The sequence below is a fragment of the Pseudomonas sp. LAMO17WK12:I5 genome (genome assembly GCF_900215165.1).
GTDB lineage: Bacteria > Pseudomonadota > Gammaproteobacteria > Pseudomonadales > Pseudomonadaceae > Aquipseudomonas > Aquipseudomonas putida_A.
On record NZ_OBDS01000015.1, the window covers coordinates 100,285 to 125,671 of the forward strand.

At 58.3% G+C, this 25,387-nt stretch carries 45 protein-coding genes; 16 read left to right on the plus strand and 29 right to left on the minus strand.

Features of this window, described 5'->3' with window-relative positions; translation table 11 throughout:
- The first annotated feature begins 37 nt into the window (after positions 1–37).
- Positions 38–604: a hypothetical protein gene (locus CRO59_RS28625; protein WP_143503134.1), complete on the plus strand. Its 567-nt coding sequence runs from the start codon at positions 38–40 to the stop codon at positions 602–604.
- On the opposite strand, the gene CRO59_RS24670 is transcribed toward CRO59_RS28625, so the two are convergent.
- From CRO59_RS24670 to CRO59_RS24800, 28 genes are all read right to left on the minus strand, one after another.
- Positions 601–996, minus strand: coding sequence for a phage tail terminator-like protein (locus CRO59_RS24670; RefSeq protein WP_097090040.1), 396 nt, complete (start codon positions 994–996; stop codon positions 601–603). The two genes, CRO59_RS28625 and CRO59_RS24670, sit on opposite strands and share 4 nt — an antisense overlap.
- Positions 993–1,568, minus strand: a complete 576-nt coding sequence (locus CRO59_RS24675; protein ID WP_097090039.1) for a hypothetical protein — start codon at positions 1,566–1,568, stop codon at positions 993–995. The genes CRO59_RS24670 and CRO59_RS24675 overlap by 4 nt, the downstream gene beginning before the upstream one ends.
- A gap of 3 nt (positions 1,569–1,571) precedes the next feature.
- Positions 1,572–1,700, minus strand: coding sequence for a hypothetical protein (locus CRO59_RS29050; RefSeq protein WP_256578484.1), 129 nt, complete (start codon positions 1,698–1,700; stop codon positions 1,572–1,574).
- On the minus strand, positions 1,700–2,059 hold the full coding sequence (locus CRO59_RS24680; protein WP_064361197.1) for a hypothetical protein: 360 nt from the start codon (positions 2,057–2,059) through the stop codon (positions 1,700–1,702). The genes CRO59_RS29050 and CRO59_RS24680 overlap by 1 nt, the downstream gene beginning before the upstream one ends.
- Positions 2,060–2,062: 3 nt before the next feature.
- Positions 2,063–2,452 (minus strand): DnaT-like ssDNA-binding protein, encoded by a 390-nt coding sequence (locus tag CRO59_RS24685; protein ID WP_097090038.1) that lies wholly within the window; start codon positions 2,450–2,452, stop codon positions 2,063–2,065.
- A gap of 40 nt (positions 2,453–2,492) precedes the next feature.
- Entirely contained in the window at positions 2,493–3,074 is a 582-nt protein-coding gene (locus CRO59_RS24690; RefSeq protein ID WP_097090037.1) for a hypothetical protein, read from the minus strand.
- A gap of 50 nt (positions 3,075–3,124) precedes the next feature.
- Positions 3,125–4,093 (minus strand): major capsid protein, encoded by a 969-nt coding sequence (locus CRO59_RS24695; protein WP_097090036.1) that lies wholly within the window; start codon positions 4,091–4,093, stop codon positions 3,125–3,127.
- A 12-nt stretch (positions 4,094–4,105) separates the two neighbouring features.
- Complete coding sequence (locus CRO59_RS24700; protein ID WP_097090035.1) at positions 4,106–4,816, minus strand: hypothetical protein; 711 nt, start codon at positions 4,814–4,816, stop codon at positions 4,106–4,108.
- A 110-nt stretch (positions 4,817–4,926) separates the two neighbouring features.
- Positions 4,927–5,577 carry a hypothetical protein gene (locus CRO59_RS24705; RefSeq protein ID WP_143503132.1) on the minus strand — a complete coding sequence of 217 codons (651 nt, stop codon included), beginning with the start codon at positions 5,575–5,577 and terminating at the stop codon, positions 4,927–4,929.
- A complete protein-coding gene (locus CRO59_RS24710; RefSeq protein WP_097090033.1) occupies positions 5,558–6,601 on the minus strand; it encodes a phage head morphogenesis protein in 1,044 nt (347 codons plus the stop codon). Before CRO59_RS24710 ends, CRO59_RS24705 begins: the two co-directional genes overlap by 20 nt.
- Positions 6,594–8,009: a DUF4055 domain-containing protein gene (locus CRO59_RS24715; protein ID WP_097090032.1), complete on the minus strand. Its 1,416-nt coding sequence runs from the start codon at positions 8,007–8,009 to the stop codon at positions 6,594–6,596. The genes CRO59_RS24710 and CRO59_RS24715 overlap by 8 nt, the downstream gene beginning before the upstream one ends.
- An 8-nt stretch (positions 8,010–8,017) precedes the next feature.
- Positions 8,018–9,505: a terminase gene (locus CRO59_RS24720; RefSeq protein ID WP_097090031.1), complete on the minus strand. Its 1,488-nt coding sequence runs from the start codon at positions 9,503–9,505 to the stop codon at positions 8,018–8,020.
- A gap of 1 nt (position 9,506) precedes the next feature.
- Positions 9,507–10,028 (minus strand): hypothetical protein, encoded by a 522-nt coding sequence (locus tag CRO59_RS24725; RefSeq protein ID WP_097090030.1) that lies wholly within the window; start codon positions 10,026–10,028, stop codon positions 9,507–9,509.
- A 65-nt stretch (positions 10,029–10,093) separates the two neighbouring features.
- Entirely contained in the window at positions 10,094–10,276 is a 183-nt protein-coding gene (locus tag CRO59_RS24730) for a YodC family protein (protein ID WP_097090029.1), read from the minus strand.
- 64 nt (positions 10,277–10,340) lie between these two features.
- Positions 10,341–10,529, minus strand: coding sequence for a hypothetical protein (locus CRO59_RS24735; protein ID WP_256578488.1), 189 nt, complete (start codon positions 10,527–10,529; stop codon positions 10,341–10,343).
- A 168-nt stretch (positions 10,530–10,697) separates the two neighbouring features.
- Positions 10,698–11,045, minus strand: a complete 348-nt coding sequence (locus tag CRO59_RS24740) for a hypothetical protein (RefSeq protein ID WP_097090028.1) — start codon at positions 11,043–11,045, stop codon at positions 10,698–10,700.
- A complete protein-coding gene (locus CRO59_RS24745; RefSeq protein ID WP_097090027.1) occupies positions 11,042–11,380 on the minus strand; it encodes an MFS transporter in 339 nt (112 codons plus the stop codon). Before CRO59_RS24745 ends, CRO59_RS24740 begins: the two co-directional genes overlap by 4 nt.
- Positions 11,381–11,489: 109 nt before the next feature.
- Positions 11,490–11,996 carry a hypothetical protein gene (locus CRO59_RS24750; protein WP_097090026.1) on the minus strand — a complete coding sequence of 169 codons (507 nt, stop codon included), beginning with the start codon at positions 11,994–11,996 and terminating at the stop codon, positions 11,490–11,492.
- A gap of 374 nt (positions 11,997–12,370) precedes the next feature.
- Positions 12,371–13,066, minus strand: a complete 696-nt coding sequence (locus CRO59_RS24755; protein WP_097090025.1) for a hypothetical protein — start codon at positions 13,064–13,066, stop codon at positions 12,371–12,373.
- The gene (locus CRO59_RS24760; protein ID WP_097090024.1) at positions 13,063–13,674 is read right to left on the minus strand and encodes a recombination protein NinG; all 612 of its coding nucleotides are present in this window, start codon (positions 13,672–13,674) and stop codon (positions 13,063–13,065) included. The genes CRO59_RS24755 and CRO59_RS24760 overlap by 4 nt, the downstream gene beginning before the upstream one ends.
- Complete coding sequence (locus CRO59_RS24765) at positions 13,674–14,072, minus strand: recombination protein NinB (protein ID WP_097090023.1); 399 nt, start codon at positions 14,070–14,072, stop codon at positions 13,674–13,676. The genes CRO59_RS24760 and CRO59_RS24765 overlap by 1 nt, the downstream gene beginning before the upstream one ends.
- A complete protein-coding gene (locus CRO59_RS24770; RefSeq protein WP_097090022.1) occupies positions 14,069–14,452 on the minus strand; it encodes a hypothetical protein in 384 nt (127 codons plus the stop codon). The genes CRO59_RS24765 and CRO59_RS24770 overlap by 4 nt, the downstream gene beginning before the upstream one ends.
- Position 14,453: 1 nt before the next feature.
- Entirely contained in the window at positions 14,454–15,260 is an 807-nt protein-coding gene (locus tag CRO59_RS24775) for an ATP-binding protein (RefSeq protein WP_097090021.1), read from the minus strand.
- Positions 15,250–16,032 carry a DNA replication domain protein gene (locus CRO59_RS29055; protein WP_097090020.1) on the minus strand — a complete coding sequence of 261 codons (783 nt, stop codon included), beginning with the start codon at positions 16,030–16,032 and terminating at the stop codon, positions 15,250–15,252. Before CRO59_RS29055 ends, CRO59_RS24775 begins: the two co-directional genes overlap by 11 nt.
- Positions 16,032–16,862, minus strand: coding sequence for a Rha family transcriptional regulator (locus tag CRO59_RS24785; RefSeq protein ID WP_097090019.1), 831 nt, complete (start codon positions 16,860–16,862; stop codon positions 16,032–16,034). The genes CRO59_RS29055 and CRO59_RS24785 overlap by 1 nt, the downstream gene beginning before the upstream one ends.
- Positions 16,863–16,969: 107 nt before the next feature.
- Positions 16,970–17,170, minus strand: a complete 201-nt coding sequence (locus CRO59_RS24790) for a hypothetical protein (RefSeq protein WP_064588253.1) — start codon at positions 17,168–17,170, stop codon at positions 16,970–16,972.
- Positions 17,171–17,190: 20 nt separating this feature from the next.
- On the minus strand, positions 17,191–17,406 hold the full coding sequence (locus tag CRO59_RS24795; protein ID WP_064588254.1) for a hypothetical protein: 216 nt from the start codon (positions 17,404–17,406) through the stop codon (positions 17,191–17,193).
- A gap of 31 nt (positions 17,407–17,437) precedes the next feature.
- The gene (locus CRO59_RS24800) at positions 17,438–17,677 is read right to left on the minus strand and encodes a hypothetical protein (RefSeq protein WP_097090018.1); all 240 of its coding nucleotides are present in this window, start codon (positions 17,675–17,677) and stop codon (positions 17,438–17,440) included.
- A gap of 83 nt (positions 17,678–17,760) precedes the next feature.
- Here CRO59_RS24800 and CRO59_RS24805 point away from each other — a divergent pair, with 83 nt between their 5' ends.
- The 15 genes from CRO59_RS24805 (at position 17,761) to CRO59_RS24855 (ending at position 24,447) form a co-directional block, all read left to right on the plus strand.
- Positions 17,761–18,501 (plus strand): S24 family peptidase, encoded by a 741-nt coding sequence (locus CRO59_RS24805; protein ID WP_097090017.1) that lies wholly within the window; start codon positions 17,761–17,763, stop codon positions 18,499–18,501.
- Positions 18,502–18,526: 25 nt separating this feature from the next.
- Positions 18,527–19,264, plus strand: coding sequence for an abortive infection system antitoxin AbiGi family protein (locus tag CRO59_RS24810; protein WP_097090016.1), 738 nt, complete (start codon positions 18,527–18,529; stop codon positions 19,262–19,264).
- A 448-nt stretch (positions 19,265–19,712) separates the two neighbouring features.
- Entirely contained in the window at positions 19,713–19,967 is a 255-nt protein-coding gene (locus tag CRO59_RS24815; protein WP_097090015.1) for a hypothetical protein, read from the plus strand.
- Positions 19,964–20,203 carry a hypothetical protein gene (locus CRO59_RS28630; RefSeq protein ID WP_143503130.1) on the plus strand — a complete coding sequence of 80 codons (240 nt, stop codon included), beginning with the start codon at positions 19,964–19,966 and terminating at the stop codon, positions 20,201–20,203. Before CRO59_RS24815 ends, CRO59_RS28630 begins: the two co-directional genes overlap by 4 nt.
- 208 nt (positions 20,204–20,411) lie before the next feature.
- The gene (locus CRO59_RS28680) at positions 20,412–20,585 is read left to right on the plus strand and encodes a hypothetical protein (protein ID WP_159988140.1); all 174 of its coding nucleotides are present in this window, start codon (positions 20,412–20,414) and stop codon (positions 20,583–20,585) included.
- Between the two features lie 164 nt (positions 20,586–20,749).
- A complete protein-coding gene (locus tag CRO59_RS24820; protein ID WP_097090014.1) occupies positions 20,750–20,986 on the plus strand; it encodes a hypothetical protein in 237 nt (78 codons plus the stop codon).
- Positions 20,983–21,216: a hypothetical protein gene (locus tag CRO59_RS24825; protein ID WP_097090013.1), complete on the plus strand. Its 234-nt coding sequence runs from the start codon at positions 20,983–20,985 to the stop codon at positions 21,214–21,216. The genes CRO59_RS24820 and CRO59_RS24825 overlap by 4 nt, the downstream gene beginning before the upstream one ends.
- Positions 21,213–21,407 carry a hypothetical protein gene (locus CRO59_RS24830; protein WP_097090012.1) on the plus strand — a complete coding sequence of 65 codons (195 nt, stop codon included), beginning with the start codon at positions 21,213–21,215 and terminating at the stop codon, positions 21,405–21,407. The genes CRO59_RS24825 and CRO59_RS24830 overlap by 4 nt, the downstream gene beginning before the upstream one ends.
- Positions 21,404–21,529 carry a hypothetical protein gene (locus tag CRO59_RS29060; RefSeq protein ID WP_256578483.1) on the plus strand — a complete coding sequence of 42 codons (126 nt, stop codon included), beginning with the start codon at positions 21,404–21,406 and terminating at the stop codon, positions 21,527–21,529. Before CRO59_RS24830 ends, CRO59_RS29060 begins: the two co-directional genes overlap by 4 nt.
- Positions 21,530–21,648: 119 nt before the next feature.
- Positions 21,649–21,795, plus strand: a complete 147-nt coding sequence (locus CRO59_RS28685; protein ID WP_159988138.1) for a hypothetical protein — start codon at positions 21,649–21,651, stop codon at positions 21,793–21,795.
- 11 nt (positions 21,796–21,806) lie between these two features.
- Positions 21,807–22,673 (plus strand): ATP-binding protein, encoded by an 867-nt coding sequence (locus CRO59_RS24835; RefSeq protein WP_097090011.1) that lies wholly within the window; start codon positions 21,807–21,809, stop codon positions 22,671–22,673.
- Positions 22,670–23,341 (plus strand): 3'-5' exonuclease, encoded by a 672-nt coding sequence (locus CRO59_RS24840; RefSeq protein ID WP_097090010.1) that lies wholly within the window; start codon positions 22,670–22,672, stop codon positions 23,339–23,341. The genes CRO59_RS24835 and CRO59_RS24840 overlap by 4 nt, the downstream gene beginning before the upstream one ends.
- 9 nt (positions 23,342–23,350) lie before the next feature.
- Positions 23,351–23,593: a hypothetical protein gene (locus CRO59_RS24845; RefSeq protein ID WP_097090009.1), complete on the plus strand. Its 243-nt coding sequence runs from the start codon at positions 23,351–23,353 to the stop codon at positions 23,591–23,593.
- A complete protein-coding gene (locus CRO59_RS24850; RefSeq protein WP_097090008.1) occupies positions 23,590–24,054 on the plus strand; it encodes a hypothetical protein in 465 nt (154 codons plus the stop codon). The genes CRO59_RS24845 and CRO59_RS24850 overlap by 4 nt, the downstream gene beginning before the upstream one ends.
- An 81-nt stretch (positions 24,055–24,135) precedes the next feature.
- On the plus strand, positions 24,136–24,447 hold the full coding sequence (locus CRO59_RS24855) for a hypothetical protein (protein ID WP_097090007.1): 312 nt from the start codon (positions 24,136–24,138) through the stop codon (positions 24,445–24,447).
- Positions 24,448–24,452: 5 nt separating this feature from the next.
- Here the strand turns inward: CRO59_RS24855 and CRO59_RS24860 are convergent, their stop codons facing one another.
- A complete protein-coding gene (locus tag CRO59_RS24860; protein WP_159988136.1) occupies positions 24,453–25,337 on the minus strand; it encodes a DUF2971 domain-containing protein in 885 nt (294 codons plus the stop codon).
- Positions 25,338–25,387 lie beyond the last annotated feature (50 nt).

Genomic DNA, 25,387 nt, shown 5'->3' on the forward strand with positions numbered 1-25,387 from the left:
GATCGAGCCCTTACTTATGGAATAAGGGATAGCGCTGATGGATGCCGATACCTGGAAGCTTGTTGTCGATATCTCACAAGCCTCTGCAGCAATCGCTGGCGGACTGTCAGCAGTCTTTGCAGGATGGGCAATACGGAAGGCTTCGAAAGATCGCAAGAACACCCATCTTTTGAATCATGCGAAGTCAAGCTTGGAACGCGCATTTACGGCCTTGTGCGAGGGAACACCTGCTGGAAGGCCGCCGGCTCCTGATCGACTTGCTTGGCTGACATGCGCTCGACTGATTGAGGAGTACAAATCAACAAAATGCTTAATTAAAGAAAAGCTGACTCTGAGAGAGTGTGAAAGTCATGAGGAGCATTGGAGGCACCAGTTTTTCCTCCGGCTCGAACCACTTGGGCAAATGACTCAGGAGTATTACAGCAACGGTTTGAACGGGGTCGAACTCCACAAGGCATCAGCAATAATCGTTCATGCCTTCTCTGAGTGGCCAGAAGGAAAAGCGGACACACTGGATAAATATCGCGGTAGCGCAGACGCTGCGAAGAAACTGGGAGTATCTCCTCGCTGGTTCGCGCTTCGCCAATATTGCGGACTGCCTTAGCCGGCGCGAAACCGGATGTTGACGTTGATTTGGTAGAAGCCCTCGAACTCACCGGCGACCACTTGGCTGGCTTCCATGCATTCAAGGTCCCCGGACATCCAGTAGGCGAAGTGCGCTTCGAGCGCGTCGGCCAGTTCGTTGATGGCCTTGGTTCCGGTGCGCTCCCGGGCGAAGCACTGGATGCTGATTTGCCCAGGCTTTCGGGTGTGCGGTCGGTCGGCCATGCCGGCCATGAATGCCGAGGCGTACTGGATATTCAGGCGGCACCAGAGGCCGGTTGCTGGGGGGGTGAACACTGCCGGCTGGTTCGGGTAATCGATCCGCGCTTGGTCAATGCCAGTGAAGGCGACCATGCGCGCGGTGATGAGCGCCCTGATTTGCTCGAAGGTCATGTATAGGCCTCGGATACGCCGATGAAGGCAAGGTCATAAACCCCGCCGGCCGCCTGCGTGGAATGCCCCTGCTCCAGCATCTCGCCGTAGGGACTGTTCGTTTGGATGTAGATGACGGGAAACTGGCCCGATGCCTTGATGAGCATGCTGCCCTTGCTGATCGTTTCGCGGCCAGACGGGTCGATGTTGTCGGTCACAGTCATGTCGGGGGCGCCGATCGACACCAGGTGACTGCCTCGGAACGTGCCGCCGATGTACCCCTTCCCCGCTGCCTGCGCTTTGACGAAGTAGTTCTCTTCGCGCTCGCGCTTGGTCAGCTTCTTGAATGCCCGGCCACCGGTGCGCGCAGCGTTGCGGGCGTCGACGTTCGCGTCATACGCATCCGCCAATGCCACGTTCTTCGTGCGCAGCGCCACGTTGGCCTGCCACAGGTCAGGGTTGCCGACCGGCGAGCGGTTCACCACCTCCGTAAGCATGGCAGTCGCGATGACGCGCGCCATCTGGGTGATGTCCTCGCCAGCCTGATCGGCGAAGTCCGTGAGGCTATGGCTCCAACCTGCTTTGGTGGCCACAGCTCAATCTCGTTTCAGAAGTCGGGCCACAAGTGACTCATAAGCGGCGCGCTCTTCTGCTGTCCAGACGTGACCGGCCTCAGCAAGTGCCAAAGCCATCGAATCCAAGCCTTGCAAAATGAAATCTTCCATCACACTTTCCTCAGTTGAATTTCGTAATGGGCGCCGGCCGGGTCGGTCTGGACGTTGACCACGTCGAAATCGTTGATCTTGTGGCCGATGTCCGGAACCCCGCCGATGGTTTCGTTGGTTAACGCGATCAGCAGTTGGTCGGTGGCGCGGATGTTCACGCCATCGACCTGAGCAATCTTGAAGGCGTCGAACACGCCCCGGCCGGTGTAGGCGATGACCACAGGATCGCCCGCCACTTCATTGACCGGATCCCACGTTCCTGGCAGCGTCACGCCGCCGCTGAATGGCTTCACGGCGTCCGCAAGATCAGTGTCGAAGGCCTCAGCCAGATCTGCCTGGATCTCTTCACGTAGGCCCATGGGTCACCTGTACACGTTGAAGCTGAAGCCGCTGGCACGCCATGGCGCGAGCAGCCCTAGCGCGAACTGGATTCCATCGGGCAGCGCGGTGGACTTGCTGGTGTCGATCGAGGCGAACGTCTTGCTGGTGGTCACCGATCCGGCCTTCACCGTCTTGGCTTCCAGCGATCCCTCGGTCTGCTGCTGGTACAGCTTGCCCTCAGAAGCGACAACCGCCAGCTCGGCGCCGGCCTGCTTCACCTCTTCGGGAATGGCGTCCATATCGACACCGACCAGGTTGAGCGAAGTCAGATAGGCATTCGCCTGCAACACCGCCCGGGCCTTCTTGTCATCTGGAGCCCACGAAGCCCCGAGGATGGCGTCAACGTCCGCCACGGTGATGTAGGTAGCCATCAGGCCTCCGCTTGAATGAGTGGGGCCGCAGCCCCGGGTATTACGACTTCGGCAGTTCTGCGACAGCCTTTTCCAAGGCTTCGAGCGAAGCATTGGCCCGGTACTGCACACCAGCAGCGTCGAGCTGCGCTTTGAGACCGGCGATTTTCTCGGCATTGTCGACAGGCTCAGCCAGAGCCTTGAGGCGCGCTACTTCTGCACCTAGAGATTCGACTTCACCAACCAGCTCATCGCGCTTGGCCTTCAGAGCAGTGACGCCCTCATGAATGGCGGTCAGTGCATCGAACAGGCGAATCGGCAGCTCGCCAGCGCCAGGATGCTCCAGCGGAGCAAGACCCTCGGCCGCTTCGATCAGCAGCACGATGCCGTCGCGCTCTGCATTCAACTTGCCGATCATCTCCTGCAGCGCTGCGCCTTCAACACCGCTTTGGCCATCGATCACCAGAACCGTCGCGGGAGCAGCCTGTCGCAGTGTCACTTCAGGCACATCGAAGGCTTCACCCTCGCGGTCTTCGGTGACGTTCGCGTCGACGATGCGCAAGCCGCGCTCCTTGGCCAGCGCCTTTACATTTTCCCCGTATTGGTGGAACGGACCGGGCAGATACCAGATTTTGTTGCTCATGATCATGTCCTCGCGGAGCCGGGCACAAAGCCCGGCTCAACAGTCAGGGGTTACTTGGAGGCGTCACCGATCAGAGCAACACCAGCGGTGTGCTTGATGCTGGTGGCGGTCTTGTCCCAGTTGGTGCCGGTCGCTAGTTCGGCGTCGGTCGGAGACTTGCCACCGGCGGTGGTGTCCCAGGTGTAACCCTTGAGACCCAGGCCAAAGGTGTAATCGGTTTGGAGCGTAGTTTCGATGCGCTCCTTGCCGTTGGTGGTCTGGACGTTGCTGATGATGTCGCGGCCGTCGTGGACCATCGCGGCGCCCTGCACCAGGGACAGAACGATTTCCTTGTTCGGCGTACCGGTCTGCATCAGCGCCGGCGCGTCGGTGACAACCGAGATCTTGCCGAGGATGTCCACCACGCGGACGTTGCCCGCCTGGAACAGTTGTTCGCTGTTGGTGAGCGCTTGGCCGACCAGCTTGTGGTAGGTGGTGCCCTGCATGATCTGGGTGACCAGCGACTGACTCGCATCGCCGAACTTCGCGTGGGCAGTGTTCAGTGCAGCCTGGCTGATGCCAGCGGTTGCAGAGACGTCGTTGACGGCTGCCGCCTGAGCGGTGATCGCGGCAACCAGTGCGGCGATCGCCGTGTTCAACTGATCCTTCAGCAGGATCTCGGCGAACGCGCGCGAAGCGACTTCAATGCCCTGAGCGGTCGGTCGCTCCAGCCAGGTCATCTGCGATGGCTCGTAGCGGATCGGACCGAAGCCACCGGCCACCTTCACCGAGGAGTTTTTCAGCTCGGTCAGGTCAGTGATCGGTGCGGCGCCGTTGGCCGCGTAGCGATCAACCCGACGCTGGGCGGCAGCCAGGGTCTGGAAGAACGACTCCTGAAGGAAGTCGCCAGTGAATCCATCAGGCGACAGCAAGATGGCGCCACGGCTGGCAGCGTTGAACGCCACCAGCATCTGGTCCAGCGTCTCGATGGTCGCCGGCATTACGTATTCGTTGAAGACCTGCATTTGCGACAGGGACATGAGTGATTTTCCTTATTTCTGAGGGAGGTCTGGGAACCGGCTCGCGATTGCGGCCTGTCGTTCCTCTTTGGTGCCGCCGATGTTTCCTTTTGCGGCCCCGCCGCCTTTCCCAGCACCGCCGGCCCCGCCGCCCGATGCCTTGCTACCAGCGATCAGCGGACCGAAGGCCGGATCGTTGGTGAATTCTGCTTTCAGCTCATCCAGCGTTGCCGCCGAGAGCTTGCCGGCCGCGTCCAGCACGACGACGGTTGGTTTTCCGTCGCGCTGCTCAACGCTGAGCCGGCGTTCGATGTGGGGAAGCAATGCCTTGGCGCTGCCAGGGATGGCCAGAGTGGTCGCGATCTCGGTCGCAGTACGACCCACGGTCAGATCCCGGATCTGGCCTTGAAGGGTGCTGTTGGTGCTTTCGAGTTGGCCGGTCAGCTCAGCTTCGCGGCGCGCGTACTTCTCGGACCAGGACTTTTCGAGCTCTTCCACGTTGCCGGATTTGCGCAGCGCCTCTTCGCGATCCAGTCGAGCCTGCTCTTCAGCAGCCTTGCGCTTGTCAGCCTCGGCTTTCTTCTCGTCCAGCAGCTCCTGGACTTTGGATTTCAAGCCGGAAACATCTTCCGGCTGTGGCAACCCTTCGATGCCGAGGACAAACTTGCCGTCCTTCTCGACGTACAGGGACTGGATGGATTCGTCGACGCCTTCGAGGCTGTCCAGTTGGAATTTCAAGGTCATTGCTGTCTCCCAGAGACGTTGTGCAGGCCCTGCCTGCAGGCAAAAAAAAGCCCCGCTGGGTAGCGAGGCTGGATTGAATAGGGATGGAACCTTGCGGAGCGTTCTCGCTCCTACGTCTCCTGTATTTTTGGGAGACTAGGATCAACAGGTACGGTGAAACTCTTTAGTACCGTTATTACAGTCAGTTTTAGGCCCTCGGAATTACCCGCACAATGATCGCGCACATACGCCTTCAGACTTTGCAAAGCAGCCCTGTTGAACAGAACACTCACCCCCTTTCCCGGAGCAAGGGAGGTGACGAACGACTGGCTACCAGGAAAAATCATTGTGGGATCAAGCCACAATCCATTGTCACTGTAATCGGAGTGGAAACAGACACCATCGATATCAATAGGAACACTTCCTGAGTTAGCAAGCTTCAGCGAGAAACTCGAAATCAAACTGGAAATTCCGTCCGGCATCACGAAACCCGAGACTTTGACAGATAGCTTCGGCAATAACTCCTGTCGTTGCTTCCATCCGAAATAGACAGTTGCGAAGACGGCGCACATTGAGCCTATGCCCGCAACCCAATCAGCGAGACTTCCCATGTCGGGAACAAATTTCACGGTTGACGTCGGGTTCATATTAATCCCGGCGATCAGCCCTAGTAATCCACAAAGCACGCATGCGAACAGCGCACCAATTCCTAACATCCATTTCATGCGAACCAAGAGTCCAAAGTGATGGCAATTCACCACTCTAAAGTCCGGCTCGTTCAAACGCCAGTGGCTCCAGGTCTTTCAACTGCTGGAGAGTGAGCGTTTTGCCGTTGTCGTCGATGAACTTGTCCAAAGTGAGCTCACCCTTACTGAACAACGCATACCGGTTCGGTCCGAGAATGTCTCGCTGAAACGCCGCCGGCTGCCGTGCCAGCCATTCCTGATAGCTCGTCTTGCTCGACACCAGAGTCACCCCGTCAGGGCCGATTGAGGGCCGCGTCGAGCCTTTGATCTCGCGTGCAAACTCGTCCTTCAGCACCGGAATCAGCGTCGTGCGGCAGCCCCAGTGATACGGCGGCTTCGGCCCATCCAACGGGATAATCGTCTGGTCGACGCTCATGCAGAACAGCGTGGTCTTCGAGTCCAGGGTCGCCACCCTGCGCATTCCTGCGAGGATGTCGTCGTTCGCCTTCAGCGTCTCCACTCGCGCCGTGCTGGCGATGTGGTTGGTCATGGTGCGGACCAGTGCGCCGGCCTGATCCTGCTGCAACTGGTGAATGCTGGTCAGTCGGCGGCTGATCTGCTGGCTGGTTTCGCCTAGGCTCGAACCGATCTGAATTTCGCCGATGATCTCGGCGGCCTTCTTGGTTCCGAATTGGTCGAGCGCCCCACTGATGCTGATGCGCTGGATGCCCTTGCGTGCTTCAAGCTGCAGCGGATCGGCCAGGGCAGCGGCGGAGATCATCTCGGCCGATGGCGTGTTGAGCTGAACAACCGCACGGACAACCTTTCCCAACATGGTCGCGTTGAACTGCGCCTCATACGTTGCGAACTCGCTGAGATCCAGCTGCGTGCGCTCTTTGAGGTCGTCGTAGATGCCCCGCAAGTCGCCCTGAAGCGTTTCAATCTGAGAGTTGTACCGACGCGTACCGTAAGCGCTCAGGCCTTCCGAAACGCGCTGCTTAGCGGTCTTGATGGCTTTGCTGATGAACGACGCCACACGCTTCAGGTTTCCGCCGGCATATCGCTGGACGTAAATCTGGTGCCGCGTGGCGGCGTCCTCAAGAAAGCCTTCATTACTCATCGTTCCCGCCTACCGGTGGCGCGCTGGCCAGCTCTTCGTCGATCTTATCGTCGGTGCGATCAGCTTCAAGCACACCACCCTGACGCAGGTTTACCCGGACATCCGACTTCGCAATGAAGCCCTGCTGCCACAATTGCACCTGGGCGAGGATGTCTTGCGCGGTCATCGTCTCGTCGAAGAACGACTGGTTGAGCCAGAACACCGTGCCCTTCTCGTCCGGCGCATCCATCATGAAGCGCTCGGCGTCGAGAATGGCGCGCTTCAGCGCCTCGGATACGTTGCCGGCGATAGTGCCCAGCACGCTGTTGTCCGAGCTGTACCGGATTCGAACAGCCTCCGCCGTCTCGGCGCCACTGCCCTTCTGAACGACGCGCGCACCGATCATCAGCATCTGCTCTTCCTTGTCCTTCATCAGGGTTCGGGCGAGCTGAGTTTCGGTTGCCTGCAGCATGACTGCGGATCCGGACTTTCCGAGGTTGTGTCCGCGCCGCGAGCCGATGTGCATGCCGTTCGGGTTCAGTTTCGCGAACTCGTCGGCTTCGATGCTGGTGGTGATGAACAGCGTCGGCTGGCTGCTGATGAAACCGCTCTCCTCCACCGTGGCGCTGTTGCCATAGTGCAGGATGTTGACGTCGGCCAGGTCTTCCAGCGGCGACTTGTCGATGCTGGCGTCGTTGTTCTGGGCGCCGTAGAAGCTGAACGGGATGTGATCGAAGGGCTGGCCAGCCTTGTCGGTAGGCTGCGTCTCTTCGACGCTTTCCTCGCCCTCCCTGTAGACGCGCTGAATGTATCGCCCATCGACCAGCAGCAGGACCCGGTTCTGCGTGTACGTCTCGCGGGACAGATCGGTAGCGTTGAACTCAGACACGCATTCCCGCAGGTTCACGTACACCAGACGCTTCACGCCATCGATCACCTGCTCATCCCAGTCGATGATCGACAGGGCGCCGTAGTGGTGGATCAAGGCGCTCTTGGTGGCGAGATCAGCCATCGAGCTGACACCGCTTTCATTGGCCACGGTCGGGAAGTCGACCAGAAAGCCACCTCGGCCGCTATCCAGGCACTCGCCAACCGACTCCTTCGATAGCTGCTCAAGGCTGGTACCGTCGCCGCTGGCGTTCTCCTTCAGATACTCAACCGCAGTCGGCAGCGAGAGCTCGGCAGTCTTGCGGAAGACCGCCCCCATCAGACCGGTGCGTGTCCGACCGGTGATGTTGAGGAACATCGCCCGCTTCTTGTATTGCTTGTAGCGAGCCAGGTTCTCCGGTGATTTGTTTTCCGGGTCTGGCATCGGCAGGTATTCGTCGTGCTTGCGCACCTCTCGCGCACCGGCTACGCAGCGCTTCACCAGCTGCCAGCCAGGCAGGGCCTGTGCGTACTCTGCCCGGGGAGTGCTGAAATTCGCCATGGATGGCCTCAGAAGCTGAATGTGACAGGAATGTGCGTGACTGCTACGCGCTTGCTCTTCGCGACAGCGAAGTAGCGCCATGCGTCGGCAGGGTGAGACGCCCAGTCGTGAAGCGGCCGGTCTTTCCAGCAGCCCTTCTTGTCGTCCCACTCTTTGCGGTAGTTCTCCAGCGCAGTGATCCCCTCTTCGCATTTGGCCTCGTCAAAGGCACAGTGGGCGAGGATCTCGCGAGCCTGGTCGATACCGTCGTCCACGCCGATCTTAGGCACGACCTGGAACGTCATGCGGTAGTGCTGGCCGTCGATCTCATAGCCTTCTCGCGCCATTTCCCGGCGCGTCTTGGCATCGCTGCCGAACTCGCGGTTGTCGATGTCATGCGGCCCCCAGTGCTCGGAGTAGGTGTAACCCTTGTCCTTGAGCACCTTCATGTAGTGCCGCAGGCCTTCCCCACTGTTCTGGTAGAAGTCGACGACGTGGTACTCGTTGCCGACCTGCCGCACGAACCAGATGGCCGTGGAGTCGCCGACGCCGATGTCCCAGAAGGTCATCACCGGCAGGTGGCTGTTGTCCGGCAGCGTGCCGATGCGCTGAGCCGCATACAGCTTGGTGAACTGCTGCGCGTAGTAGGCACCCTCAATCGACTGCTGGAAGGCTTCGGCTGGGATCGACGGGTATTCCCGCTTCATGTCGTCGCCGAGGGTTTTCTCCTTGGCGGCGTACCAGGCGCGCTGGCCTGGATTGGTGTCGATGCCGTGCTTGGCGAACAGTTCGTTGAAATAGTCGGTCAGCCGCTGCGGGATGATCGCCTCAGCCGGGTCGAGCCAGTAGGCCTTGTTCTTCCACCAGCTGAAGAAGAAAAACTTCCAGTCCAGCTTGCCAAGCGGCGTGCCGGACAGCAGTTGCTTCTCGGCGCTCTGTGAGTAGTCGAAGAAGTAGCCCGCACGCCCCTCCGCCGTCGATTCGATCGTGACAAAGCAATCGGTGGCGACAGCCTCGAAGGCGCCGGTGACGATCTCTCTGGCCTTGTGGGGGAACTTGGCGCAGATCTTCCCGAACTCGGATACGTGCAGATACCGTAGAGTCCCGCCCCGGAAGGACGTGGACACGTAGAGCGATCCGCCTTTGCTGAACACAAGCTCACCAGCAGCATCGTTAGAAGCAGGATTGGCGGCGCGTATCTCTTTAGGCAGGTTGTCGTAGGCATATTTGACCTTCTCCCGGAACAGGCGCTTGGCGTCGTTCAGGGTGTGGGCGATCAGTGCGCACTTGGCCGACTCAAACAGGGCAGCGTCCAGCTGGATGATGCAGCACTCAGTGGTGAAGCCGAGCTGCCGAGCCTTCAGGATGATGTTGCGGGTATGCATCCCGTCGAAGTATTCAATCTGCTCGTCCGTCATCCGGAAGCGGACTTTCTTGCCCTGCTTGTCGGTGATGAAGTAGAGATTGTTCAACCGCCAACGCTTATCCCGGAGCAGCTTCATGTGCTCGGGCTTCATGTCAGGCGTCCTTCGATAGTTCGTCCATCATCGCGGCCAGGGTGTCGACTGTTTTGTCACCCTCTTCCGTATCGAGATTGAATGCTTGGCGCTCGCCCTTGATCACCTTGAGCTGAGCATCGACGCCCGCGTTGAGTGACCGAGCGAAGTCGCCGTGGTTTTCTTCAGTGACCGTGACGCTGGAGAGGAAGGCGCTGAGCTTGCTCGCAATGCCACGCCACTGGGCCAGGCCCGACCGATGCGCCAGCACGACAGCCGCAGCCTGGTCGGATGCCTCCTCGATAATTTCGGCATCAGTGACCAGTTTCTTCTGGTCACCATCCGTGGTCACCGCTCTGGTCACCTTGTCCTTTACGGCGGATCTGACCTTGCTCGTCAGGTCACGCTGCCAGCCTTCCTTTTCCGCGCGCTTCATAATCGTGTTGTGCGCCACTCCATGCTCTGAGGCAATGGCGCGCAGGGAAAGCAGACCAGCCCGGTAGGCTCGTTCGATCGCCTCCCAGTCGGGTTGCTTGGTTGTCATAGGTGGTCCAAATAAAAAACCCCGCGGGGAGCGGGGTCAGTGAGAGCGGCTGGTTCAGAAAAGAATCAGTTGGTTTTTTCGAGCAAGCACACGTCAAAAACAGAATCTTCGCGCTTGTTTTTTTCGAACCAGACGCAGTGCGCGCCCTCTTCTGGCCCGGTAGGACTGTAATCATCTACTTCTTGAACGGTCATTTGGGGGCCACCACTTTTCAGCTGCACCACATCACCTTTTTGAATATCAGACATCGCGTTGCTCCTTTACGTTAGGGGATAACCACTACTTGAGGTCGCAATTAGCCGACTTCAACAGCTAGATCTGTTTATTCACCATCGTGTGGGTCTGTGCGTGGGCGTGCCCGTGCAGCTCGGCGACGATCAGGCCCTGAGGCAGACCGGCAGCCTTGGCAGCGTCGATGGCCTTGGCGATCGCGCTATCCAGCTCGTTCAGTGTCTGGCTGACGTCTTGGCTCAGCGGGAGCGCGTGATGTAGGCGGGACAAATTGCTGGAAGCGGCGACGGGCTTCACACCAATACAGCGCTCACAGTGACCGCAGCCGGTGCCGAGCCTTATGTCGCCCCTGCAGGTTGGATTCGTACGTCCGTTACTCATGACTCTCTCCTTTTGGTGTCGCGACACAATTTGCTGATTCGCGAAACGTGTCGCGACTTACTTGGATCGACGCTCGACCCCGCCCGGCGCCTTGTCACAGCGCAGGCAGTGCTCACAGTTCAACGTTCGGCAGAGCCAAGCTTTCACCCTCTGCCACCAGATGACCATGAAGATATGACGCATACCGGCAAGGGCCAGCGAGACATGCAACGTGATTCCGGCGGTGGTCGGGCCGATGATGAAAATGTTCTGGTTGCGGCTCATCACCACAAACCCGCTGATGGCGATCGCCGAATAGATCAGCTTGCCGAGGATGCCGTCCCGCACTCGACCGCTCAGAACACACCAGGTCGCCCACAAGGCAATCAAGCCGCAGGCGATGGAGTTGATCAGTTCAAGACTCATGGTGGATTGCCTCCCCCGAACCGCTGGCGAATGAGTGCCCAGAGGTCAGCGGCTTTGATGGCTCGGTTGATGGCCGCGAGCAGCGATCCGCCGAAGGTGCCCAGCAAGAAGCCAATGCCCGCAACGATCTTCGGTTCGGTCACACCCAAGTAGGTGCTGACCATGCTCGTCAGGTACAGCGAGCAGGCAATGCCAGTGACCAGAAAGATCATCCAGGCACGCCAGTCGGCCAGATCGTCTTTGTGCCACCAGCTTGCGACGACAGCGCCGACCAGTCCTGCGATCAGCAATTCAAACCTGTCGATCTTGTCGAGCAGGCGCTGCAATAACTCCATGCGCTCGACTCCGTGGGTGCATGTGAATAGGTCGGCCCCGCTGCACTCCCAGCTCGGAGCTATGGGTGTGGGGAGCCGAAAATGGAAGGCCCCGATCAAGGGGCCAAAATTAGTTGGCGTTCACTGGGTTAAGCGCAGCCAAGAGCAGCGCCTGCCCTTTGTGCAGCTCAACATGCGCAAGGCTGGTCAGCTTCGAATCCGCGAACGAGTGCCGCTTCAGCAAGTCTTCCATCTCTTCGAGAGCGGCCTTAAGGCCAAGTGCTTTCCTCAGCACCTTCTCATCGTGTTCGCCACGAGCCTTCTGCACCGCGTCACAAACCTGCTCGAATGGCAGGCCTTCGCCAGATGGATTGGCTTTTTTGCACATGAACTCGGACGGCGTATACACAGCCCCGAACACATGGCCGTCACGGTAGTAGAACGGGCTTTCGTAGCCGATCACGAACAGCGAAAATTTTTCACGCTGGTCGGTGTTCATCAGTTGCCCAGTAACCGTGGAGAACTCGTAGCCCGGCAACTCGGAAAGCCGGGCCAGACCCGATTTCAGGCGACCGAGATCGCCACCGACCACTGCGTCAACCACACACTGAACCGCCTGCTTCTCTGCTTCGGACATCGCCCTGCTCCTCAAACGAAAAAGCCCCTGCGAATGCAGAGGCCCTTAATAGGTGCGCTCGTCTTTCCGAGCTGTCGGCCAAAGGCCTTCTCAACGTCAACGCCCCATTGCATCGATCTCGCTGATCCAGTCTCGCGCCACCCCGAAAGCAAGTTTGAGGTCAGGGTGCGCGGGCTGCCGGCGTTGATTCCGTACGTCGCACTATCCGGCTATCGACGTCCAGGCCTTCCCGAAGGCTGTCCTGGCTACAGGTAAATTCGAGGCAATAAAAAACCCGGCACGGTGGCCGGGTTTCGGTTGTCACTCCTCGATACGCGCAGGAATGACAGGATGGGATTAATTTCGCTCATCCGCTCACTGATGTCAACAGGCAATCACGCAGCTTGTTCAATCAGCAGACCTTCCGCCTCCAGAATGTCGGCAGCGTGCGCCAGAGCCTCGTCGACCAAGACGTCAGCAGCCTTGCCGATATCCTGCCGCCACCGGCGTCGAGTCGATTCCGGCGTCCCGTCGTTGTCCCAGGTGTTCATGTCGTAGAAGCTGTCCTTCAGCACGATCATGTCGGCCGATCGGGACTCGTCTCTCTTCGCCTTGGCCTGGCCTGCCGCCAGAGCCGCCTTCACCACTGCTTCGCGACGCCACTCCGGTGCATCGAGCGGGATCTCGACGGATACGGACGTGGCCATCTTCGGCCGCGCCCCCTTCAGCTGCGGGATAGCCCAGGCAGTGGTCGCCTTGAACAGGAACAGCTTCGGGGCCGGGGTGTTGATGAGGGTCTGCAACGCTGAGATCGCTTGCACCTTGCGTCCCTTGTGGGTGCTGTACTTCGCCACAAGCGCGTCCCAATGCTTTGGCTCGAGCGCACTATGCAGCCGGGCAGATACCCAGCAGTCCACCTGAGTACGGTCGATGGTGTCGGCGCCACGGGAACGGACCAGTGTCGCCAGATCGCCGCCCTCCTCTTCGTCGGCAGAGTTGTACAGCTTCTGCCATGCCTGTTTGCTGGTGTTGTCGATGGCCTCAGCCGCGAGGGCGGAGACAACTGCGTTCAGAACGCCTGGATAGATCATGCTACAGCCCTCTTCAGTTCGCGGGTCTTGGCTCGGTATTCGGCCTTGATGGTTTTTATTTCTTCGACGGTAAGCTTCTGGGGCTGATGAGGCCCTTCGATCCAAGCCACCTTGTCGGCGCCTATGCGCTGCACCAACCGGATGCGGTACTCGACCGCGTTGCCGGACAGGTTGCGGTTGCACTTCACGCACTGACGGTGGATGTTCAGCGGCTCGAAACGCAGCTCCGGGCAGGCGCCGACAGATCGGTAGTGCCCAGCGTCCCAGCGGCTGCCCGTCATCAGGTCGTTGTCGTTCGGCATTGAGTCGCAGCTGATGCATGGCAGGTGCGCATCGCGCAGGCGGACGTACTCGTTCACCGCCGCCTGGGCTTCGCGCAGGTGGTCAGCCCTGGTCTTCAGTTTCTCTTTGCGGACTTTGATCTCGCGGCGATCGCGCTGAGCGATTGCCTTCTTCGCCTTCTGCTCATTCCGGGGCGCGTCCTTCAGCGCGCAGGCTGGACTGCACACCGCCTGACCCAAACGCTGAGGGACGAATGAGGCCCCGCAGGAGGCGACGCGGCATTTCTTCGGCTTGGGCGCCTTCTTTTCCTTGATGGCTACGCGCATCAGTACCGCCCTCCCCACTTGTCCTGCTCGGTCCAGCGCACGCCATGCTCGGCGCCGAAGGCGTGCATCAGCTCGAACAGATCGCTGAACCACTTTTGAGACTGCTTGCGGGTCGATACGGCCATCACAACGAACCCACCGTCGAGCCCAGGCTCTGCGCGTTGCTTCTCCAGCGAGGCACTGAAAAGGCACTTCCAGTCTTCAGTGGTCAGCTTCTTGCCGTGCCAGATGACTTGCTCGGACACGTCCTTGAGCATCGCCCACATCTTGCGGTTGCAGACGTCAGGGCGTTTCTCGTCCTTGATGACGACGATCTTGGGCTTGGTGAAGTCGGTTGCGTGCAGGACGCCCATGAGACGGCTGATATCGTGTTGACTGCGGATTGCGAATTCGGTCATGGCTGCACCGCCTTGGCCATGGCACCGTCTACAAGTGCGTCGAGGTCTTCGCCGATCATCCCGGTAGCGTGCGGGCCTATCCATTCGACGACCTCGATGTAGCCACTGTGCCCGTGCTGAAGCCACCGGTAGCGCTCGGCATCCTTGGTCAGTTCGGCGATCAGCGACTCTTGACCCATTGTGGTTTCGGCAAAGATTTCGCACTCGGCTTTCAGCCGCTCGTTCTCGGCCAGCAGCTCAAGCGCCACCTCCTCCACGGTCTTCTCCCCTAGGAATTCCTGCAGGGCCTCGGTGTTGCGCTTCCACTCCGCGCAGTCAGCTTTCCAGGCGGCAACCTCGCTCCACAGCAGGGACTGGAGTTTCTGTTTGTCGATGGTCATGTCAGAAGCCCTCCTTGCCGCGCTGAGATTCCCATTCGAACGGAACCACGATCATTCCGCCCTCGCGCAGGCGGTCGACGCAGCGCTCGCCCATTGCGCCCGGCAACTGGTGCGCGTCGAGGTTTGAGATCACCACTGTCGGGCGCTCCTGCTCGTACCGGCCGTTGATGATTGCGAACAGGGTTGTCAGCTCGAAGTCGCTCGGCTGTTCCTTGCTCACGCCTACCTCGTCCAGCACCAGCAGGTCGGGGTCGATCAGGCTCGACAGAATCTCTGCCTCGGTGCGTTCGCTGTGCTTGTCGTACGTGGAGCGGATCGCCTGCAGGATCGCGCCGACAGTGCGGTACACCGCAGTGCGCGACGTGTTGTGCAGCAGTTCGTTGGCCATGCCTGCGCCGAGGTGCGTTTTCCCGGTGCCGGGCTTGCCGATCAGCACCATGCAGCGACCGGTCTTCAGGATCTCGTCAAAGATCTGCACGTAGTGCTGACAGAAACGGAGGGCTTTGCGCTGGCCTTCGTTCTCGGCCTGGTAGTTGCCCAGGGTGCGAGTGGTGAACCGTTTCGGGATCAGCGCGTCGCCCAGCTTGCGAGCGAGTGACATGCGCAGCTCCATCGCCTTGTTGGCCTTCTCGGCCGCGTCGGCTTTCTCCCGGGCGATACGGCTGCATTCGGGGCAGTTACTTTTCAGCTCCCGGCCCAGCACCGCGTAAACCTTCTGGTCGTAGTTGCCGTGGGTTTCGCACTCAGCAGGCTGGATCCGGGTGCCCGGCGGCAGCTCTGGAGTGGTTTGGACTGGCTCAGAGCGCATAGCTGCCGTCCTCCCGCTGGATCAGGCCGGCCTGGTAATCGCGTTCAGCGAAGCCGGTGTGACGGGATTGCGGGAACGGGTGTACGTTGCTGGCGCGCTTCTCCGGGAAGATTCCGGTCCAGCCGTTGGAGATCGAAGTGGCGAGCACCTGATCCGGCGCGACGTGACCCAGCAAAGCCTTGGCCTGCTGCTCGCAGCTCTTGGCGGTCAGTGGCTTGCGGATTTCCTTGCGGTGTTGGCACCAATCGGCCCAGGCCTTCTCGGACACGTTCTCAGGCTTTGCAGTGAGTGGGTCGAACTTGCCAGCCTTCGCCGGTGCGCCAGCACCTTGCTTTTGATCTTGCTCTTTCTTCTCTTCTCTTCTCTTCTCTTCTCTGGTCCGCGTTTTGTCCGCATCGCTTGCGGACACATTGCGGACAGAGTTGTTTTTTCGGTCGTTGCGCTTGCGCTCGCTGTCGTTGGCGCGACGCTTCGCACTGGCACCGTTGTGCTCGTCAAAGCGAGGCATTACAAGGCTTCCGTCGTCCTGCACGGACGCCCATTCCACCTCGATCATTGCTTGGGTAAAGCCCGGCCAGCCCACCACAGCGTCCATCGCATCTACGCTGTAACCGTGCAGCACGCCGTCGTCTGAATGAGTGTCGAAGATGCTCCAAGCAATGTGCAGTCCGCCGATGATCCGCAGTCTGTCCGCTTTCAATGCGGACACCATGCGGAATACTTTCGGATGTGTCTGAAGGTCGATTCGCATTTTGATCCAGTCCCCGGCCATTACGCGGCCCTCAGTGCTTTGTCGTGAGTGAACAGTCCGTCCCAGTTCTTCTTCATGGGCAGCTCGCCGGCCAGGTACAGGTCGTACAGGCGCACGGCGCCCTTCTTGAGCAAAACCGGCGTGAAGGAAACGAACGGCTCGCGGCCGTGGGGAGTGACTTCGTGCTGATGCTCGGTCATGTACTTGTCGCGGGCGTAAGACGCCACACGGAAGCGCAGGCCGGATTTGCTCTCGTTGTAGAGCCAGTTGCGACCTTCGAGGAATTTGCCCACCTGCATGACGTTGACCCCATTGAGCCCCTTGCAGAACTGGGACGGGGTCATTCCCTCCTTGAACAGGTTCTCCATGGAGTGGATTTTCGTGGCCTGGGCCTCGACCTGGATTGCGAGCTGCAGGCGGGCCTGCTCTGCGACCTGCTTCTGCTCGACCTGATCAGCCCAGGCGCGGGCCGCGGCGACCGGATCCGCGAAGTTCGGGAGCGTGGCTATGACTTTGCCGGCGCCCTCCTCCAGTTCCCGCCAGCGCTTGATGACCGCCATGCGCATCGCGACGCTGTATCCGGTCAGCAGGCAGTCGGTGTGCTCGCGGTCAAGAAGGTATTCGGTCTGCTGGCGATTCATCCCGTCCAGATAGATGTGAGCAAAACTGCTCACATCTTCCAGAAGGTCTTTCGCCATCGCTTGGATGTCTCGCTTGACGTCGGGGTGACGCTTTCCGGTCAGATCGGCAATTTCTCGGGAGGACATGGTGGTGCGCGACACGTTTTCAGAATTCGAAAAACGTGTCGCGACACTGGCCGGGGTATTGATCGTTTGTATTGATTGGTGCATGATTCGCTCCAGTTGTTACTGCTGTTGAAAAAGCCACCCTCGTCCGGTGGTTTTTTTATGCCTGTTGAAAAGTGGGCCCTTCTTCAGGCCCTGTGTGAGGGCCTCACCTATCCGGTAGAGGACCTCTTCAGTCCCACCAGTGTCAGGACTGGTGCTTTGTGCCTGCCAACAAAGACCGTTGCTCCCGAGGTGATCGCCTCGAGAAGGATCTCGTTTACCGCCTCTTCAAACGTCCACCCTCTTGCCTCCATGAGTTGGTGAACTTTGGCGCGGGTCTCTGGCGGCACGTTTTCTTCTGTGAACTGCATTCGTGCCCTCCTGAGGGCCTCTAGCCCGCGATATTCTTGAGGTCCTTGAGGTCCTCGGGCATGAGCGCTTCGATTGCGCCATTGACTGCGGCCCACTCCAACATCTCGAACAGATACGTCGCGTACTCCCGGCGGCTTTTGTCGGCGGCGCGCTGCAGCTGTCGATCGAGCAATGGATACAGACGGATCTTCCTGGCGATGTCTCGGCGCTGGTTGAGGGGGTCTTTGAAGCCCATACGGGGATTGCTCCTTGGTGGTTGAAATTGGTTATGCAGCGGATTTCTTTGGGTGGGCCTCGGCGAGCAGCCAGGCAGGGTCGAACGGCTTGCCTTTCTTGGCAGCCAGTTCGGCAATCTTTTGGGCGTATTCGGTTTCGCCGGTGTACTCGGTGCGCGGCAAAGCGTCGGCTTCCAGCCACTTGTAGATGGCGCGCGGGGTCTTTCCGCAAGCCAGCGCTACAGACGGAACACCACCGGCGTCATCGATCGATTTCTTGAGTGGCCGCATATGGCCTCCGAGTTAAATATGAACTTGCGGTACATATTATGTCGGAACTGAAAGTACATGCAAGCGCGTGCAACCATGTACCCATGGTTCAAATAGAAGATTTGCGCGCTGCGTTCGTCGCCCGCCTCAAGAAGGCGTTGGCAGAAAAAGACATCCCCGAATGGGGTGCAGGCGCTCGCCTTGCGAAAATGGCTGGCGTTACACCAAAGGCCACCAGCAAGTGGATGAATGGCGAGTCAATGCCTGGTGGCGCCAAGATGCTTGCCGTGGCCAATGCTCTTGGCGTACGCGTCGAGTGGCTCGAGTACGGCCGTGGCGAAATGGTCGAAAGCTCCGCTCCCCCTCCGGCCGAAGACTCTCGAATCCCTCCGAGAGGATTCGAGCTGAAGGATGACCCGAGCTACACGGGCGTCCTGCAACTCACTGCCCAAGGATCGGCCGGCACCGGCGAGGACAACACCCATGTCGAGATTCGCGGCGTGATGGCGTTCAAGTCTGCATGGCTGCGCGCCAACCATCTCAACCAGCGACACTTGGACGTCATTTACGCGAACGGCCACAGCATGGAACCAACCATCAACGATGGGGACGTACTGTTAGTGGATGAATCGAAGATCGAACCGAAAGACGGCCAAATCTTCGCCATGCAGAGTGCCACTAAAGGCACCATCGTGAAGCGTCTGGTGAAGTCGGATATTGACGGCTGGATTATTCGAAGCGACAACCAAGATAAAGCGCGCTATGGGGATGAGATTCTGCGTGATGGCGAGATAAACGAGGTTCGAATAATCGGCCGTGTAGTTTGGCGCGGCGGGATGCTTTAGCGCTCTAAATAAGGTTTATCCGTATATGCTTCCTAGATCAAACACGCTGTTTCATTTCACAAAAAACCTAGATGTACTTAAATCCGTATTACTGAACGGATTTTGGCCAAGATACTGCCTTGAAGATATAGCATGGCAAACGCTTGAGAAAGATTTCGTCGCATACCCTATGGTTTGCTTTTGTGACATCCCCATGAGCAGAATCACAGAGCATGTTAAATTCTACGGTTCTTTCGGATTAGGGCTGACGAAAGAGTGGGGAATCAAGAACAACTTGAACCCTGTTATATATTTTTCTGGTAGCAACCCCCTGCACCAGTCTATCAGGCATCTGACTGAGCTTGCCTCGACTGTCGAAGACCAGAAAAAAAAGAAAGCAGGACTAAAAGAAATCCGCAATATATTAGCTTATTCAAAACCGATTTCGGGAAGAATGATACTTCGCGGAGAGCCAGTAAACAAAGACTTTTACCAAGAATCAGAATGGCGCTTCGTGCCGCAGCATGAAAAAATAAACGACTTCTTGCATGAAGCATCACATAACAACGAAACCAAACTCACTAATGCAAATAAAAAAACCCGAGATAACTGCATGTTAAAATTCTGTCCCGGTGACATTCGGTATATTTTCGTACCTACAGATTCTGATATTCCTGAGGTCATGAATTTTCTACAGACGGAATTGGGTGATGTTCCAAGCGCAGAGCTCAAGGTTTTGATGTCAAGAGTTACCTCGCTACAGAGTGTCACGCTAGACGCCTAAAGGAAGGACGAACTCCGCTTCTGTTTTCAAAGCCGCTTTCGAGCGGTTTTTTTGTGCCCGCGAAGAAAATATGTACTTTTGGTACTTGACCAAACATGAACCATTGGTTCATATTTCACCCATCGCAGCGACACACAGCCACTGCGAAGGGCCTCAAGAGACCCGCCGCTCTTTAACAGTCAGGAATCTTCGCGGATCGATCCCCGGAAACGGGCATAGCGCGAAACACAAACTTCGATCCCCATGCAGGCTCTGGAACCTGCCGGACTCCCCATATGGGAGGACGCCAAACCATGCAAGCCAGCCGGCGAAGAACACCGAACACGAAATGTGTGACGCCGGCCAGGTGGGGAAACCGCGGCGCCGAGCATGGGGCGGAGAGCAACACGGAATTTTTCACTGATGCACCTGGTGACGGGTGCATTGGGAAAACAACCGGAGAGACGACATGCCGAAATTCATCCTCGACTACATCTGGCTTTGCCGGGAATGCAGCCTTGATCGCCGCACCGTCGGAAACATGCGTTCCATCGTTATCCCGGCTCTTCAAAGTCACGCCGCCGAGCTTCGCCAAGCAATAAGCCAGGTTCCTGGGTGCTTCCCGGAGCTGGAGCAAGACGCGGAGTTGCTGGAGTCGGCGGCAAGAGCAGGCCTCCAGCGCTGCGCACCACGACCTACCCAGCAAGAGCTCTTCGCAGCATGACGATTTCACTGGCTGGCCTTGGCGACAGGGCCAGACGGGAAATCAACCGGAGAACCACGATGACTCGCAATGAACATGAAGAAGTCGAAAGCTACGCAATCGCAGCGATGATCGGCCTCATTTCTGCCAACGATGACCGCCCCGAGCTGATCGTGACCAAGGCCTTCGATATCGCCGAGGCATTCCAGCAAGAAAAGCTGAAGCGAATCGGCGAAAAGCCTCCATACGACTGCTGAACAACCAGCGCCACGACAGCCTGTCGTTAACTGCCCGATCCTCTCTATGAGAGCGCATCGGGGTGTGATCTGAGGCCAAGCCTCGGGCGGCGGATGTGCCAACAGGTAGTCTTCAGGACTGCCCCATCCGCGCAATTCCGGTTGAGCCCCGGACAGATCACACCCCGATGCGGCTATGATGAAATCATCACGCAATGAGGATTCACCCGTGGACAAGAAAGATTTGCAGAAGATGGCGCCCGAGCTGCTGGCGGCGCTTGAAGCGCTGTACAAGGCGCACGAAGAGTCGATGCTGGCCGAGTACACAACGTGGACGCCTGATCAATCTGGCGACCCGGCAGTGATTGAAGCTAAGCGTCTGATCGACATCGCCCGGCAGTAACCGGCGCAGTTTCACAAGAGCCCGCACCACGCGGGCTTTTTCATACCCGAAATTCCTCCGACACCACCCGAATGCACTCCCCTCCGCGCCCAACGGCAACCAGCGGAGTGGATGAGTGCATCCGAGTTTTGTTGGATCAACACCCCGCCACCACGGAGGCGACCATGGCAACCAGCTATGCAGATAGTGCGCAGGCCCGAGAGTGGGACAGGCGCTACGACGATTGGGGGCGCCCGAAAGCGCCAAGGCCTGAAGACTTCCACGACTATGAAGCCGCGGCGCTGAAGCGCACTCAGTTGCAGGCTCAGGCCGCAGCACAGGAGACAATCGACCGCAAGGCCAGAGCCAAGCGTGTCGCAGCCGCTGTCGTCGCCTACGGCGAATTCTGGGGGCTGAAATGAACATCCAGCAGCGTGACCACCAGACAGCGATCACCTGGATCGAGGGCGAGATCAACAACATGATTCGCGACCTCGGTCAGCCAAACGCCAGCGCCGCCGCGACTTCCTGCATCACGTTGGCGTTCATGCTTCGAGCCATCGACGACGCAGAGCATCGCCACTACCGCGCTCGCATTGACCAGATTTACGCCTCCTACAACGCTTCAGTCACGCAAGGAGCAGCAGCATGACCACACCAATCGTGACAACGCTTGTTGATGAACAACTGGCCGATATCGAACGCAAGATCGCGATCCTCGGTTTCGGCCTGCCCTTCAATGAGGTGATCGGCCGCAAGCGCGAGGATCTGGTCGACAGCCTCCCGCAGCGACTGTCTGTGACCATGAAAGGCGGACGTATCGCCGTGAGGGCTCGGCCATGAATCTCGTCTACTGGATTCTCGTCGTGGTTCTGGTGGTCGGCGCAGGCACCCTCAAGGTCGTCAATAGCGATCCTGGCACCTGCCAAGTTCCAAAATCGACCACCTACAAGGTGTTCCAGTGACCAGTCGCCAATGGGCGCGCCGCCTGATCATCTGGCGCGGTGGGTTCTCTTCCCTCGGCGTTTTCACCTTCCTGATGCTGCTAAGCGCCCTCGCCGATCGCATCACACAGTAGGCCCCCATGAACAACTCTCCCCGCTTGGCCGCCCAGTTCGACTGGATGACGGTCGGCGCCTTCTCGCCCGAGCAGTTCAGCGGCGAGCAGCGCAAAGAGTACGAAGACGAAGCCCGCCGCATCGAAAAGCAGTGGGACAACCAACCGAACTGAGGAAACTCGCGATGTTCAAGAAAGCCGAACGCAAGCAGGCCAAGCTACGGCTGGCACTTGCCGGGCCATCTGGATCAGGCAAAACCTACTCCGCTCTTCTGCTGGCACAGGGGATTGGCGGGCGAATCGCGGTGATCGACACCGAGCATGGCAGCGCCTCGCTGTACGCGGACATCGCAGACTTCGACACGGTCGAACTGAATGCGCCCTACTCTCCCGAGCGCTACGTTGAAGCCATCACCGCCGCAGAACAGGCCGGTTACAACGTCCTGATCATCGACAGCTACTCCCATGAGTGGACCGGCTCCGGCGGATGCCTGGAGGCGAACGAGAAGCTTGCCCACCAGAAATTCAAAGGCAACACCTGGGCAGCGTGGAACGAGACGACGCCGCGCCACCGTCGGCTGACCGACAAGATACTGACCAGTTCGCTGCACATCATCTGCACCATGCGGAGCAAGACAGAGACGGTTCAGGGCGAAGGGAAAAAAATCCTCAAGCTGGGCATGAAGTCCGAGCAGCGCGACGGCACCGATTACGAGTTCACCGTGGTGCTGGACCTGACCCACGACGGTCATACCGCCATGGCAAGCAAGGATCGGACAAAGCTTTTCGAAGAGCCTGAGCTGATCACTGCAGATACCGGCCGGCGGTTGCTGGCCTGGCTGAACTCTGGTGTCAGCCCTGAAGAGCGCGCCAAGGAGCTGCTGGTGGATGCCCTGGCTGATATCGCCTCAGCCAAGGACATGGCCTCATTGCAATCGGCATTCAACGCGGCCAAGGCGATTGCCGTCGGATTCGACGACCTCGTTCAGCAGGTCGTGACGGCCAAAGACAAGCGCAAAAACGAACTCTCCCCACAAAGGCAATCAGCATGACCGCATACATCTTCGATAGCGAAACAACCGGCTTGAGCGATCCACACCTGGTAGAGGCTGCCTGGCTAAAACTCAACGACTTGAGCAGTCTCGCAGTAACCGACTCGTTTCTGCATCGCTACAAGCCGGGCAAGCCGATTGAGTTGAGCGCGCTCGCCACCAGCCACATTCTCGACGAGGAATTGGCTGATTGCCCACCACACACCGATTTTGCTTTGCCGGGAGACGTCGTTTATCTGATCGGGCACAACGTCGACTACGACTGGCGCGTGATCGGCGAGCCAGATGTGAAACGCATCTGCACCCAGGCCCTGAGCTCGAAGCTGTGGCCAAGCGCAGGCAGTCACACGCAGTCGGCAATGATCTACCTGCACTACCGCGCCGAGGCGACCGGTTTGCTCCGAAACGCGCACGCAGCGCTCGACGACGTGAAGAACTGTCGCCTGCTGCTGGTGAAGATCCTCGATCAGCTCGAGGCTGAGCTCGGCCGGCCGGTCAATGACTGGGAAGAGCTGTGGCAGATTTCCGAGGACGCCCGCGTCCCAACGATCATCGGCTTCGGCAAACATAAAGGCACCGCCTTTTCTGATCTGCCGAGCGACTACCGGCGCTGGCTCATGAATCAGCCAGATCTCGACCCATTTGTTCGAAAAGCGCTTTCGCGCTGATGGTGAATCATGATCAGCAACCACCTCAACCTGGTCGAGCAGCACCGGCCAGATGCCGAGTCGATCTCTGAACGAGTCGCCCAGTATCTGGCCGCTGGCGGGCGGATCGATCAACTGAAAAGTCCGCCGCGCAATCCGCTCCCACCGCCCCGCTCGACTCGCATAGACCCTGAAACGGTCCTCAAGCGGCGCCCAAAGCCGATATCGGCCGCTGATCGCAAGGCGCTGCGCAAAATGGCGGACTCGCTATGAAGTCGAAACGAAAACCCAACAACGGATTCGCCCGGGCCGAACGCAGCTGCCGGGCGCTGCTGCGCACCAACCACGTTGCGGTTGTGAACATCGACCCCAGCGGCAGCCAGATCATGGCGAACTGGAAGAGCTGCCGGCAGATCCGAAGTTTGGCGATCGCCAACGCGATCTTCGACTTCTCTTACCGCTGGACGATCTACATCGCCGCCATGTGTCGGGACGAGCGTGGCGCCGAGTACATCAAGTCGGTCGAGATCTCGCCCGATGGCATCTACAAGGTCGAGCGCCTGACTGATGCCATCGAGCATTACTACCTGGAACTACGCAACAGCGCGAACCTAAACCACCTGGTAGCGTCAGGCTGGATCGCCATTCCGGACGAGGTTTCGATGGATGAAGCCCAAGCCGCGAAGCTGTTCTACGCCGCCGGCGCCTGGCACCAGGTGAAGGTTGCAGCGTGAGACGAAACATCAACCGGGCGGCCACGCGCCGCCGACAGACCTGGTTGGACTTGCCGGCCAGCGGAATTGAAGAGGTAGGCCATGGCCAAGAGCAATGCAGAATTGCAGAAGGACAAGCGCGCCAAGGAGAAGGCGTTGCTCGAGCGGATCGGCGCCGAGAAGCGTTCGCTGATTGTTTCGAAAGCGCTTGATGACGCCTTGCTGGTTCTCGGCGAGCGCCACAGCTTCGAGGAATGGCAAGAGACGGTGTCGACGTTCATCATCAACCTGGCGGCAGCGCCTGCCGCCGAATCGGAACGCTTCTCCAGCATGTCGCGACCGGAAATCGTGGTTAAGGAAAAGTGGTCGCGGCAGCTTGAAGAGTTTGCCGCGACAGGCACGGACAGTGGTTGAATGTTTCAGCAGGTCTTGTTCACGAATACGGACATCTCATGATTTCTGATTAGCCACCTGGCCACTTCACCGAACTCACCAGGCTCATCCTTAAAGATATGTGCTGTTCGAGGCGTGATCATAGGAGACCCGAGAAGAGACCCAGAAAATTTTATCTGGTCATACCTAAATGAGTAATCCCAATTTGCGACTGCGGCCAAGCTCAACGATATATTGGTATTTTTGACCAACTTCCAAATATCCTTCTGATCTTCAACCTTCATTCTCTCGCCAATATAAACAGACTTAATACATTCAAGTGGAAGAACCATTGTCATCACTGGATACTTTCCATCACCGTCACCGGCGCGCTGTAAGTCTTTTGTAGATCTGACGAGTCGTACTTCTTTCTCGTAAGCCCATGCATTGGATTTTACGCATAGATCAGAAATAGGAACGACTCGGTCATAAAAATCTGAGAGATTAAAAACTGGCCTGCGCTTCTGATATTTAACCGGATTTAATCCGTTGAAGAACTCATGACTTTCATCGAATTCAATCAGCGCTCCCGAGTACTCCCCTGCGTAGTGCGCCCACATGAGGAGGCTTTCAGCATTTCGACTTAGACACAAAATACCAACGGTTTGATTTAACGTTGACACGATATTTCTTGCCTGAAAATCGCTCCTGTCCTTTCCATCGCCTCTTATATGCCCACGATCCAATCCTGATCTTCGAGGGCTCAACACACAAAAGGACAGATTTCTTGTGTGCTCAATTGTATCTGCTGGAATAAAGAACTGTGGCAACAGCTCAAACGGATCGTTAAAGGCACCGGGCTGGGTGAATTTGATGCTACCTTTCAAGATCCTTTTCGCTGTGCCTACAGTCACGTACTTGTAAAGCCCCATAAACACTCCCCGATCCGGCCCCATGCCGGGCCGAACACAAATACCCCACT